We start from the raw sequence: 12,381 nt of genomic DNA on the forward strand, positions 1-12,381 counted from the left end.
GACACTAGCCGCGAGGCGGACCTACCGGAAGCCGGTGACCACCTTGTCGTCGCCCGCCGGCCCGCGGACGGTCAGGCCGCGCGCGGGCCGGCGGACGGCGACGAGCGCGTGGGGGACACCGGCGGCGACCGTGACGGCCTCGCCCGCGGGCACGACGACCGGGACGCCGTCGACCTCGAGCTCGACCGCGCCCTCCAGGACGACGTACACCTCGTCGCTGTCGCGGTGGAAGTGGGTCACGTCGTCGGCGAACGGCTCGTCGACGCGCCAGTGCAGGACCTGGAGCCGGTCGGAGGGGAGACCGTCGTCGGTGGGCGGGTGAGGCGCGGCGATCACCGTGAGGCGGCCGTCGAGGGAGATCCGGCGGAACGACATCGGGGCAGTGTGGCAGGTGGGTCGGGCCGCTACCCTCCGGCGGTCATGGCGGCCGTCGGAGAAGAGGATCGGGACGCGCGCCTCATCGCACGTGCAGGTGCGGTGGAGCGGTTTTTCCGGTCCGTCGGCACGGGGACGTCTCTCGTCGTCGTCGCGGTGGTCTCCTCGCTGACCGTGGGTGTCGCGGTCGGTACGGCCGCGTCCGTGGTGGTGTGTGCGACCGATCTCGCCGTGGCATCTTCCCTGAGATGTCGCGATGTGTCTGCGAGGATGCGCCGCGACGGGGAACCTGGCGGGGAACGGGCCGTCTCCCGCGGGCACAAGAAAGCCCCCCACCGGACGTGATGCCAGGTGAGGGGCGCTGTGCGCCTGAAGGGATTCGAACCCCCGACCTTCTGCTCCGGAGGCAGACGCTCTATCCACTGAGCTACAGGCGCGAGGCCGAGGTCGGGAGGCAGTGCCCCCGTATCGGCCGAACAGAGACTACCAGGTGGGCGGCACCCTTCGTGCATCGATACCGTGCACCGCCGAGGTCGGTCACGTCGCTGCAGGTCGTCACAAGCGTGGGCCGACCTACCGACCTCGGCGGAACGGCGAGCAGGGAAGGGCGGGCTTGCCTCGACGACTTCCACGAGTATCGACGTGGCCGTCCAGGTGCGGGACCTGCGGACCGCGGACGTGGCACCGGTGCGAAAGGTTGGCGCCTGTGGACAACCGGGGCGGGCCGTCCGAGGCGGCCGATAGAATCGATCCGTGACCCCCACCGAGCTCTCCGAAGCGCTGAGCGCTGCCCTAGCCGCGGCCGTTGCCGACGGCACACTCGCCCTGCCCGCCGACGCCGTCCCGGCCTCGGTCCACGTGGAGCGACCCCGGCAGCGAGAGCACGGGGACTGGGCCACCAACGTGGCCCTCCAGCTCGCGAAGAAGGCGGGCACGACGCCGCGCGCGCTCGCCGAGGACCTGGCAGCGCGCCTCGGTGCGACGCCGGGTATCGCGTCCGTGGACGTCGCGGGCCCGGGCTTCCTCAACATCACGCTCGACGCCGCGGCAGCGGGCGAGCTGGCCCGCACGATCGTCGAGGCAGGCCCGGCGTACGGCCGGGGCGACTCGCTCGCCGGCCAGGTGATCAACCTCGAGTACATCAGCGCCAACCCGACAGGGCCGCTGCACATCGGGCACACCCGCTGGGCCGCGCTGGGCGACTCGCTGGTGCGCATCCTGCGCGCCGCGGGCGCCGACGTCACGGCCGAGTACTACATCAACGACGCCGGCGCGCAGATGGACCGCTTCGGCGCGTCCGTGCTGGCGCGTGCGACGGGCGGCGAGGTGCCGGAGGGCGGCTACCGCGGCGAGTACGTCAAGGAGCTGGCCACCAAGGTGCTGGCCGACCGCCCGGACCTGCCCGAGCTGCCGCACGACGAGGCCGTCGCGGTCGCGCGCGAGGCCGGGTACGCCCACCAGCTCGCCGAGATCCGCGAGGTGCTGGAGAGCTTCGGCGTGCACTTCGACGTCTGGTTCTCCGAGCGGGACCTGCACAGCTCCGGTGCGGTGGAGAAGGCCGTCGCGCGCCTGCGCGAGCAGGGCCACGTCTTCGACCAGGACGGCGCCGTCTGGCTGCGCACCACGGACTTCACGGACGACAAGGACCGCGTGATGATCCGCGCGAACGGCGAGCCCACGTACTTCGCCGCCGACGCCGCCTACTACCTGTCCAAGAAGGACCGCGGGTTCCCCGGCAAGATCTACCTGCTCGGCGCCGACCACCACGGCTACATCAACCGCCTCAAGGCCATCGCGGCCTGCGCGGGCGACGACCCGGAGACGAACATCGAGGTGCTCATCGGGCAGCTCGTCAACGTCGGCGGGGCCAAGCTGTCCAAGCGCGCGGGCAACATCATCGAGCTGCGCGACCTCGTCGAGTGGATCGGTCGGGACGCCGTGCGCTACTCCCTGTCCCGCTACCCCGCGGACACGCCGCTGGAGCTGCAGGGCGAGGACATGATCAAGCAGTCCAACGACAACCCGGTCTTCTACGTCCAGTACGCGCACAGCCGCACGGTCCAGATCGGGGCCAAGGCCGTCGAGCGCGGCGTGCGGCGCGCGGACGGGTTCGACCCGGCCCAGCTCTCGAACGCCTCCGAGGCGGCGCTGCTCGGCCGCCTCACCGAGTTCCCGCGGATCGTGGCGCAGGCCGCCGAACTGCGCGAGCCGCACCGCGTGGCCCGCTACCTCGAGGCCCTCGCCGGCGACTTCCACGCCTGGTACAACGACGAGGCCAAGCTGCGCGTCACGCCGTACCCCGACGAGGAGGTCACCGACGCGCACCGCGCCCGCCTGTGGCTCAACGACGCCGTCCGCACGGTCCTGGCCAACGGCCTCGACCTGCTCGGCGTGAGCGCGCCGGAGCGGATGTGACGGGCGCGCCCTGGTCGAGCGGCGTCGAGCGGGGCGCCGCGGGCGCCCTGACGGTCGCAGGCGTCGACGTGCGCGACCTCGCCGCGGAGCACGGCACCCCCGCCTACGTGCTCGACGAGGCGGACTTCCGCCGTCGGGCACGGGCGTACCGGACCGCTTTCGAGGCGGCGTTCGGCGCCGTCGGCACCGGCGTCGACGTGTACTACGCGGGCAAGGCGCTGCTCACGGTCGCCGTCGCGCGGTGGGCGCGCGAGGAGGGCCTGCGCGTCGACACCGCGTCGGGCGGCGAGCTCGCCGTCGCGCTGCGCGCCCAGGTGCCCGGGGCCGAGATCGGCCTGCACGGCAACAACAAGTCCGACGCCGAGATCCTGCGTGCCCTCGACGCCGGCGTGGGCCGCATCATCGTGGACTCGCTGGTCGAGATCGAGCGGGTCGCGCAGCTCGCGGCCGGGCGGGGCGTCGTCGCGCCGGTCATGGTGCGTGTGACGACCGGCGTGCACGCGGGCGGCCACGAGTACATCGCCACCGCGCACGAGGACCAGAAGTTCGGGCTCTCGGTGAACACGTCGTCCGGGGAGACGAGCCCCGCGATGACCGCGCTGCTGGCCGTGCTGGAGCGCCCGGAGCTGCGGCTGCTCGGCATCCACTCCCACATCGGCTCCCAGATCCTCGACCCTGACGGGTTCGAGGCCGCGGCGAGCGTCGTGCTGCGCCTGCGTGCCGACCTGGCCGAGCGGTCGGGCGTGCTGGTCGACGAGGTGGACCTCGGCGGGGGTTACGGCATCGCGTACCTGCCGGGCGACGTCGCGCTCGACCCGGAGCGCGTGGCCAAGGACATCGCACAGTCGGTCGCGGGTGTGTGCCAGGAGCTCGGCACCAGCCTGCCGCGGTTCTCGATCGAGCCGGGCCGGGCGATCGTCGGGCCCGCGGGCCTCACCCTCTACACGGTCGGCACGGTCAAGCCCGTGACGGTCGCGGGCGAGTCCGGCGACTTCGTGCGCCTCTACGTCTCGGTGGACGGCGGCATGAGCGACAACATCCGTCCCGCCCTGTACGGCGCGGCGTACCACGCGGAGGTCGTCGGACGGACGTCGGCCGCCGAGCCGGTCCTCGCGCGGGTGGTGGGCAAGCACTGCGAGTCCGGTGACATCGTCGTGCACGAGGTGCAGCTCCCCGGCGACGTGCGCGCGGGCGACCTGCTCGCGGTCGCCGCGACGGGTGCCTACGGCCGCTCGATGGCGTCGAACTACAACATGCTGCCCCGTCCGCCGGTGCTCGCGGTGACGGACGGCGCGGCCCGCGTGCTCGTCCGCCGCGAGACGGAGGACGACCTGCTGGGGCTGGACCAGGGCTGACCACCGGTACAATCGTCGGGCCAGAAAGATTCAGGCTGGTGTGGTTATTCCAGCCCTCGGTCCTGCCGAGATGAAGTCGCGCCCGCCGGTGCGAACCCGTGGCGTCCCATCCCTCGACGAGGGGCGGCGGCGTCGGTCCGGATCAGCGGCTGCGCCCGTCGTCCCGGACAAGGAACCGGCGTTGAACAAGCGCATCCTGCTCACCCAGGTCATCATGACCTTCCTCATGGCCACGACGATGTCGGGCGTGATGAGCCTGATCTTCACGGGCCCGTCCCTGGAGTGGCTCGCCGCCTGGCCGCGGCAGATCCTCATCGCCTGGCCCATCGCCTTCGTGGCGACGATGGTCCTCTGGCCCGCCTCCATGGGCCTCGCCGGCGCGATCCTCCGCCCGCGGGCCGAGACCGCGCCCGCGGAGGCACCGCGGGCGGACGAGGCGGCCTAGGCCGTGTGCGGCGAATCGCGGAGCCGGAGGATGATCGTGGCGATGGCCAGTACCGAGCGGAAGTAGGCGGCTCGTTTGGTAAAGCGTGTGGCCAGAGCACGGAACTGCTGGGGCCGGTAGAAGCACCGCTCCACGATGTCGCGTCCCGGGTAGGCCTCGGCGTCGAACACCGGCGGGCGCCCGCCGCGGTTACCACGGCGCAGCCGATGGGCCGCGTGGTCCTTTTCTCCGGGCTGACCAGCGTGATGCGACGCTAGCGCAGCGCACGACGGTAGACGGGCTGGAGTAGGCCTTGTCCGCCAGCACCCGGTCCGGCCTCTGACGAGGCCGGCCGGGCCCGTCCCGCTTGACCGAGACCTGGTCCAGCAGCGGCAGCAGCTGGGGGTCGTCCCCGGCCTGCCCGGGCGTGAGGATCACGCTCATCGGCAACCCACGCCCGTCGACCGTGAGGTGGATTTGGAGGTCAGGCAGCCCCGGGACCTGCCGAGCGGTTCATCAGCGACCGCGAGGCCCTCGATCCACCCGGTCTTGCTGCCCTTTTTTCCGGGCTCCCGCCGCATCGTGGTGGGCCGGACGTTGGTCGAGTCGACCGGGAACGTCCACCCCACGACTCCGACAGAGTCGTCCTTGACAATCACGCGGTCCAGGATCTGCTCCCAGGTGCCGTCCTTCGTCCAGACCCGCAGACGTTCGTGCAGCGTCTTCCACGGCCCGCCACGGCGCACCGGTCCGCAACCGCCCCAAGATCCCGTTGATCACTCGCCGGTGATCCCGCCACCTGCCACCCCGACGACCATCCGCCGAAGGCAGCAACGGCTCGATCCGCGCCCAGGCCGCATCCGTCAGCTCACCAGGCCCAACACCCACACCCGGACATTGCCAACGCTGTGACCAGGCCATTCACAGGACATGCCTGAGGGCTGTCCGGCAGTGCCCCAGCCGCAACTCCCGTGGCCTCCGGTCGGATGCTGGCGGATCGGGCGACGTGCGCGACCGTCATAGGGCCGTCCTGTACGCCCAGGCGGAGGGGCATCGGCCGATGTCCGGTGAACTGAGCGACGTGCTGGCTCGGAGTCGCCGTGTCTCGCACCCTGCGTGGGTCGCGGCCTGCTCAACGGCGGCGGAGTCGTGCCTGAGTGCAAGCGGACCAGTACGCACGCCCGAGACGCGGGTGGCCGGTATCGACCGTGGGCGACAGGTCGCAAGGACGACTGCGGCGACGTTCGGACTCACGGTAGCGACGATCCGCGACTCGGACGCGGGCGCACCAGGGGGCGGTCTCAGCGAGCCGCGCGACGACGCAGTTGAGTCCCTGATAGTGGTGTAGCGCGGTCGCCGGGTGCGTCGTCTTCGACGTGACGTAGTGCGGCCACCGCGTGATCCTTCGAGTGAACCTTCCACAGCACTCTCGAACGGAAACATCACGATGACCGCACCCCATATTGTTGACCCTGCCGGTCTGCTTGGCGAGGCTCTGGCGGAGGCCTCCCCGGACCTGATGCGTGACCTGCTGCAGACGATGATCAACGCCCTGCTGTGAACCGCCCCGGGTTCGGTGGAGAGCTCACTGGTTGACAGTTGCTGGCTCTCCGGCCGGGGCTTGAGCGTAGTAGATCTCCTCGACGGCGGCGGGGGTGCGGTAGTCGAGGGTGGAATGGACGCGGCGGTTGTTGAACCACTCGACCCACTCGGCGGTGGCGAACTCGACGTCGGCGAGCGTCTTCCACGCGCCGAGGTGAAAGACGGTGGTGTCGATGCACTCGGCCTTGAACAGGCCCACGATCGTCTCCATCAGGGCGTTGTCGTAGGCGTCGCCGACGGTCCCGACCGACGGGGTCAGACCTTCCAGCGCGAGTCGTTCGACGTAGCGCACGCTGACGTACTGGGACCCGGCATCCGAGTGGTGGATGACACCGCCGGTGATCGGGCGGCCCTGGTGAGCCCGGGCCCAGGTCCCCATCCGCAGCGCGGCCAGGACCAGGTCGGTGTGCTTGGTGCGTGCGGCGTGCCAGCCCACGATGCGCTGGGCGAAGACGTCCACGACGAACGCGACGTAGACGAACCCGGGACTGCCCCAGGAACGGTTGACATCTGATCTGTACCGGCCTGAGGTCGGTGCTGGAAGGATGTCGTTGTGCCCAAGCCTTACCCACCCGAGTTTCGTCGCGACGTGATCGCGGTCGCCCGTCAGGGACAGACGCCGATCGCCCAGGTCGCCAAGGACTTCGGGATCACCGAGTCGTGCCTGCGCCGCTGGTTAAAGGCCGCGCAGGTCGAGGACGGGGACCGTCCCGGCGTCACGGCCAAGGAGTCCGAAGAGCTGCGTGAGCTGCGTAAGCGCACCCGGTTGCTGGAGCAGGAGAACGAGATCCTGCGCAGGGCGGCGGCGTACTTCGCCAAAGAGATCTCCCCAAAATGACCTACCCGCTGGTCCAAGAGCTTGCCGCTGACGGTCTGCCCGTCGCGGTGACCTGCCGGGTACTGGGCTTCTCCCGTCAGGGCTACTACAAGTGGCGCGCGTGCCCGGTCACCGATGCCCAGTGGCGTCAGGCCCACCTGATCAACGCCGCCCACGACATCCACATCGATGATCCGGAGTTCGGCTACCGCCTCATCAGCGATGACCTGAAAGACGCCGGGCATGTCGTGAGCGAGAACACGGTGCACGCGTTGTGCCGGCAGGTCGGGATCGTCTCGGTGATCCACCGCAAGAAGGGCACCGGGCGCAAGGCCGGCCCGCCCGTGCACGACGACCTCGTGCAACGCGTGTTCACCGCGACCGAGCCGAACCGGTTGTGGCTCACCGATATCACCGAGCACCCCACGAGTGAGGGCAAGCTCTACCTCTGCGCGATCAAGGACGTGTACTCCGGGCGGATCGTGGGCTACTCGATCGACTCGCGGATGAAGGCCCGCCTGGCCGTGGACGCGCTGAACCATGCTGTGACCAGGCGCGATGTCATCCCCGCGACCGGGGAAACTGTTGGCACGGTGCTGCACTCGGACCGCGGGTCGCAGTTCCGGTCCAAGAAGCTGCGCCGTGCCCTCAAAGCCCACCAGATCACCGGATCGATGGGCCGAGTCGGCGCCTGCGGAGACAACGCGGCGATGGAATCGTTCTTCTCCCTGCTGCAGAAGAACGTCCTGAACAGGCGACCCTGGGCCACCCGTGAGCAACTGCGGTTGGCGATCGTGACCTGGATCGAGCGGACCTACCACCGCCGTCGCCGGCAACGTCGTCTGGGTCGTATGACGCCGATCGAGTTCGAGACCGTCTACGCTGACCGGACCCTGGCCCTCGCGGCCTGACCCACCAAAGAAGACGTGTCAACCGTTCCTGGGGCAGTCCCCCTCGACGTCGCGCACTGTCGACGGCGCGGCGTACACGACCAGCGTCACTGGCTACACCGATCGGTACCAGCCGACGGGCCAGACGGTCACGATCCCCAGCAGTCTGGGAAGCCTGGCCGGTGACTACACCACGGCGTTCACCTATACGGAAGACGGGCGGGTGCGGACCCAGTCAGTCCCGGCCGCAGGCGGCCTTGGGCAGGAGACCCTGACCACCTTCTACTCCGCGACCAACGCCCAGGACGGGCTGACCGGCGGATTCGGGTGGGGCAGCTACGTCGTCCGCGCCGACTATCTTCCGACCGGTGAGGTGTCCTCGTTGAACATGGGCAACACCCACACCTACCAGCAGGCGATGTACTACGGGGTGGGTACACGCAGGCTGGAGGGCGTGACCACAACGCTGGAGACGGGGAACATCGGCGATGACCTGCACGAACTGCAGCATGCCACCTACAGCTATGACGACGCCGGCAATGTGCTGTCAGCCAAGGACACGCCGGACCCTGCCCTGGGCGGACTGCCCTCCGACCAGCAGTGCTTCACCTACGACTGGGCACGCCGGCTGACCAACGCCTGGACCCCGCAGAGCGGAGACTGCGCCACGGCGAACCGGACCGTGGCAGGGCTCGGGGGCGGCGACCCGTACTGGAAGTCGTACTCTTACGACGTGCTCGGCAACCGGGAGACCAGCGTCCTGCACCGCACGGCTGCGGCGGGTGGTGACGCGACGAGCACCTACCAACAGCCGGCCTCCGGGACGACCTCGGTCCGGCCGCACGCAGTGACGTCGGTGACCGCCAAGAACGACGCCGGGGCCACTCTCGGCCAGTCCTCGTTTACCTACGACAGTGCGGGGAACATGACCGGTCGCACGGTTGCTGGAATCTCCGCTCAGACGCTGACCTGGGACGCAGAGGGCGAACTGGCGAGTATCGCCTCTGACGAGGATGGGAACGGCTCGGTCTCGCAGGACGAGTCGGACGAGTATGTCTACTCGGCTGACGGGGATCGCTTGGCGCGGACCCAGGATGGCGACACAACGGTGTACCTGCCGGGCCAGGAGATCACCCTGGACGGCGACACGGGCGCGGTTACCGCGAAGCGGTACTACACGTTCGCCGGGCAGACCGTCGCGATCCGCACCGGGAACCTGGCCAACACGGTGACGTCGATCTTCAACGACCCGCACGGTACTGGCATCATCCAGGTCGGGAACGTGTCCAACCAGGTCGTGCGCCGGTACACGGACCCTTTCGGGGCGCCGCGTGACAGTGCTGCGGGCCTGCCTGTCGGCGGGGATGGCGCCAACGGTTCCTGGGTGGGCGATCGCGGGTTCCTGGACAAGACCGAGGATGCGACAGGGCTCACCGCGGTGGGCGCGCGGCTGTATGACGCGCTGTTGGGGTCGTTCATCAGCGTCGATCCTGTGATGGATCTGACTGATCCGCAGCAATGGAACGCCTACGCCTACGCGAACAACAACCCGATGACGTTCTCAGACCCAACGGGTTTGCTGCTAGGGCCGCTGATCGACGGCGCGTACACGGCGCCGACGGCGGGTGAGCCCGGTTCGGGCGGGTGGCAGGTCGCGGCGAACAACACGGGCTACACGGGCGACTGGAACAACGGAGGCGCTGGCTCGTGGTCCCAGCCCGGAACGACATATGAGCCGCCGGTGCCCTCGGCGACGGAACGGGCACGAGCGGCGGAAGCAGCAGAAGCGCGTGCGCGTGCGGCGGCTGAGCAGCGAGCCCGGGAGAACGCGGCGGCCGAGGCCGAGCACAAGAAGGAGTCGTTCTGGTCTCAGACCAAGGACTGGGCAAACAACGACTCGGATTGGTGGGGTGGCCAGAACATCGCGGCCGGCCTGGGGATCTTGGGGACGGCTGTGGGTGCTGTTGCGCTCGGCGCCGGACTACTTGGACTCACCGCGGTCGCAGGCGTGCCCTTGCTAGTGGTAGGTGCGGTGGGAGTGGGAATCGGCGCACTCGCGACAGCCATCGACTGCACCGCCGACGTTGACGTGAGTTGTGGTCTTTCTGCTGTCGGCACCGCGCTTGGCCTTGGCGGCCTTGGGTCCGCTGCTTTGGCGGGCCGGATGGCGCTACGCGCTACTTCGAGTACTAGCGCGGTCGATAACATCGCAAATGCGGGAGCCAATCTCGACTTTCACTCGCTCAATCTATCGGTTGGTGGTACAGCGCTAGGCTTCGGTTCACGGGCATACGGATACGACTGGTGAACGGCGACAAGGAGTGGAGTCCAAGGGAACGCAGGCTCTTGGTTCGCGGGCGTTCGGCTTTCGCTCTCCTGGGGTGGATTGTCTGGGGAGTGGGAATCGGCCTCGTTCTCCTGGTCATTCTGGTAGGCGGTATGTTGGTCCGTGGGGCGGGATATGGCGGCTCCTGGTTCCTGACGGCGATCGTGATCGCCATCTTGCTGGATGCGGCATTCTTGAATTGGCTTGCGATCTGGGTCCAGGTGAAAAAGCGGAGAGAATTCCGCGCCGGCTACACCACGTTGATGAATGAAAAACCCGAACTCGATCAAGTTGACCCGGATTCGGGTCACGTAATTCGCGTTGCGGGTGAGCCATTTCTGGTGCGTGAAGAGCATCTGCGGAGAATCCGTCTCATCCGGGAAGTGATCGGCTCGACGCGATCGGATCCGGTAGATAGTGGTGAACCGCCCGAGGATCGGCGCTGACGGCGCGTTCTCCGTCAAACCGATTGATGACGTCCTGCAATCCTTGGGCGATTTGATTCGGGATACCCCACCGCCGAGGGCAAGCTAGTCGCGCGGGGCGCCGGCCGTGCCGCCGGCGCCCAGCAACCCGCCCACCAGGCCACCGACGCCGTCGACCGTGCCGGTCAGCGTCTCGGTCACCGCACCGACCGTGCCCTCCACGACGCCGCCCACGACGCCGCCGACCGACGGTGCCTCGGGCTCCTGCGCGGCGGGCGGCTCGCTCGGTGCCGGGGCCTGCGGCTTCTCGTCGGCCGGCCGGTCGGCGCCGTCGGCGGGCGCGGTGCCGGACCCACCGGACGAACCGCCGGGCGAGCCGCTCGCCGTGTCGCCTCCGGCCGTGCCCGCGGATCGACCCCCGGAGACGTCCCCGCGCGCGGCAGACACCGGTCCCGCCGCGCCCGCCGGGCCGTCCGCCGTCGCCGGTCCCGCCGCCGTCCGCGGCCCCGACCCGTCCACCCACGTGCCGACGTCGGCCGGGTCGACGGCGCGGTTCGGGATCGAGCCCGCCGCGAAGAACTCGAAGTGCCACGGCTCCGGCCGGTCGCCGCCGAGCCGCGCCCACGACGGGTTGTCCCAGCCGTAGTCGGGCCCGTGCAGGCGCAGCCACACGTACTCCGCGGAGGCGCCGCCGGCGACCGGGTCGCCCAGGTCGACGGCGAGGCCCCACCCGTGGTTCGACGTGCCGGGGAGCGCCGCCAGGTGCGGCTTGGTCTCCCGCACGGTCAGCTGCGTGGCGAGCGACCGGTACGAGTCGGTCAGCGGGAGCGGATAGCCGAACCGGTCCTCGAACGCGGCGCTCAGCGCGGTCAACCGCTCGGCGGCGTCGCAGCGCAGCAGGTGGCCGGACGCGAAGTCCAGCGGGCACAGCACGTCGGCGGGGATCCGCCCGTTCGCGTAGCCCGCGGTGGAGTCGCCGTGGGCCGCGACCGTCCGGAGCAGGCTGTCGCGCAGCGACGAGCCGGAGTCCGTCCGGAGCTCTACGAGGGCGGAGGGCGAGGTCGGGTCGAGCAGGTTCGCCAGCCGCATCGCGGCGACGGCCACCTGGTCGAAGGTCACCCTGTCCACCGCCGCTCCGCCGGAGGCGCCTGCCGCACGCTCGACGGCCCGCGGCGGTCCCGCCGCGGCGAGCACCTGCTCCTGCGCCTGGTAGGTGGTCCACAGCATGCCGAGCTCCGCGGCGGCCTGGGCGATGCCGGGGTTGGGGCGGCGCCGCAGCACCGCCTCGGCCCGGTCGAGCACCGCGCCCACCTGGTCGGCCGTCACGTCGTGGTGCGCGGCGCCCACGGCGACGGCGTCGAGGTCGCAGGTCGCCGTCCGGCCGGTCGCCACCGGCTCCGGCGTCGCGCCGTCCGCCTGCGGGACGGGCGCGCTCGCCGAGGCGCCGGCGAGCACCCCGCCGGTCACGGCCAGGGCGAGAGCTCCGGTCCAGGCCGCGCGGCCCGGGCGCCTGCCGCGCCGCGGCCCTGCCGTGACGTCGTCGAGCTCGTCCGGCTCGTGCTCCTGCGTGCTGCTGTGCGTGTCTGTCACTGCTGTTGCCCCCTGGTACCTGCGACGACGGCGGCTCCGCTGCCGCCGGTCGGGAGAACGCCAGGGTAACGATCCGGGCGAAACGCGCAAGCGCCGCGTTTCGCCCCGCGGGCCTGGCAGTGGAGCGTCCGGCACCGCGCCGCACGACCCCAGGGGTGGCGG

At 70.2% G+C, this 12,381-nt stretch carries 11 protein-coding genes, 1 tRNA gene and 1 pseudogene; 6 read left to right on the forward strand and 7 right to left on the reverse strand.

Annotation, left to right across the window (positions count from 1 at the left end; translation table 11 throughout):
• Positions 1–21 precede the first annotated feature (21 nt).
• Together HLB15_RS01235 and HLB15_RS01240 are read right to left on the reverse strand one after the other, a co-directional pair.
• On the reverse strand, positions 22–375 hold the full coding sequence (locus HLB15_RS01235; RefSeq protein WP_171102871.1) for a cupin domain-containing protein: 354 nt from the start codon (positions 373–375) through the stop codon (positions 22–24).
• A 364-nt stretch (positions 376–739) separates the two neighbouring features.
• Positions 740–812, reverse strand: a tRNA-Arg gene (locus HLB15_RS01240).
• A 316-nt stretch (positions 813–1,128) separates the two neighbouring features.
• Between HLB15_RS01240 and argS the strand changes: the two genes are divergently transcribed.
• From argS to HLB15_RS01255, 3 genes are all read left to right on the forward strand, one after another.
• Positions 1,129–2,790, forward strand: coding sequence for an arginine--tRNA ligase (argS, locus tag HLB15_RS01245; RefSeq protein ID WP_171102873.1), 1,662 nt, complete (start codon positions 1,129–1,131; stop codon positions 2,788–2,790).
• Positions 2,787–4,145 (forward strand): diaminopimelate decarboxylase, encoded by a 1,359-nt coding sequence (lysA, locus tag HLB15_RS01250; RefSeq protein WP_171102874.1) that lies wholly within the window; start codon positions 2,787–2,789, stop codon positions 4,143–4,145. The genes argS and lysA overlap by 4 nt, the downstream gene beginning before the upstream one ends.
• 181 nt (positions 4,146–4,326) lie before the next feature.
• The gene (locus HLB15_RS01255) at positions 4,327–4,590 is read left to right on the forward strand and encodes a DUF2798 domain-containing protein (RefSeq protein ID WP_212759360.1); all 264 of its coding nucleotides are present in this window, start codon (positions 4,327–4,329) and stop codon (positions 4,588–4,590) included.
• Here HLB15_RS01255 and HLB15_RS24945 read toward each other — a convergent pair.
• The 4 genes and pseudogenes from HLB15_RS24945 to HLB15_RS01265 form a co-directional block, all read right to left on the reverse strand.
• Entirely contained in the window at positions 4,587–4,760 is a 174-nt protein-coding gene (locus tag HLB15_RS24945) for a hypothetical protein (protein ID WP_376699397.1), read from the reverse strand. The genes HLB15_RS01255 and HLB15_RS24945 overlap by 4 nt on opposite strands.
• A 19-nt stretch (positions 4,761–4,779) precedes the next feature.
• Positions 4,780–5,061: a transposase gene (locus tag HLB15_RS24950; RefSeq protein ID WP_373291045.1), complete on the reverse strand. Its 282-nt coding sequence runs from the start codon at positions 5,059–5,061 to the stop codon at positions 4,780–4,782.
• 24 nt (positions 5,062–5,085) lie between these two features.
• Positions 5,086–5,490: a transposase gene (locus HLB15_RS24955; protein WP_373291041.1), complete on the reverse strand. Its 405-nt coding sequence runs from the start codon at positions 5,488–5,490 to the stop codon at positions 5,086–5,088.
• A 664-nt stretch (positions 5,491–6,154) separates the two neighbouring features.
• A pseudogene (locus tag HLB15_RS01265) lies at positions 6,155–6,655 on the reverse strand (integrase core domain-containing protein); the annotation flags it as partial.
• Between the two features lie 69 nt (positions 6,656–6,724).
• Here HLB15_RS01265 and HLB15_RS01270 point away from each other — a divergent pair.
• From HLB15_RS01270 to HLB15_RS01280, 3 genes are all read left to right on the forward strand, one after another.
• Positions 6,725–7,899 (forward strand): IS3 family transposase gene (locus HLB15_RS01270; protein ID WP_229784968.1). Its coding sequence is split into 2 segments (ribosomal slippage): positions 6,725–6,998 and positions 6,998–7,899, totalling 1,176 coding nucleotides; the frame shifts between segments, so codons are not numbered across the junction.
• 202 nt (positions 7,900–8,101) lie between these two features.
• Positions 8,102–10,186, forward strand: coding sequence for an RHS repeat-associated core domain-containing protein (locus HLB15_RS01275; RefSeq protein ID WP_171102886.1), 2,085 nt, complete (start codon positions 8,102–8,104; stop codon positions 10,184–10,186).
• The gene (locus tag HLB15_RS01280; RefSeq protein WP_171102889.1) at positions 10,183–10,650 is read left to right on the forward strand and encodes a hypothetical protein; all 468 of its coding nucleotides are present in this window, start codon (positions 10,183–10,185) and stop codon (positions 10,648–10,650) included. The genes HLB15_RS01275 and HLB15_RS01280 overlap by 4 nt, the downstream gene beginning before the upstream one ends.
• Before the next feature lie 84 nt (positions 10,651–10,734).
• On the opposite strand, the gene HLB15_RS01285 is transcribed toward HLB15_RS01280, so the two are convergent.
• Positions 10,735–12,219, reverse strand: a complete 1,485-nt coding sequence (locus HLB15_RS01285) for a M15 family metallopeptidase (RefSeq protein ID WP_171102892.1) — start codon at positions 12,217–12,219, stop codon at positions 10,735–10,737.
• Positions 12,220–12,381: the final 162 nt, after the last annotated feature.

The sequence above is a fragment of the Promicromonospora citrea genome (genome assembly GCF_013004695.1).
Taxonomy (GTDB): Bacteria; Actinomycetota; Actinomycetes; order Actinomycetales; family Cellulomonadaceae; genus Promicromonospora; species Promicromonospora citrea.

Excerpts from the sequence above, each read along its gene's own strand:
- HLB15_RS24955 (WP_373291041.1), bottom strand. The coding sequence starts at position 5,490 with ATGGCCTGGTCACAGCGTTGGCAATGTCCGGGTGTGGGTGTTGGGCCT.
- HLB15_RS01235 (WP_171102871.1), bottom strand. The coding sequence starts at position 375 with ATGTCGTTCCGCCGGATCTCCCTCGACGGCCGCCTCACGGTGATCGCC.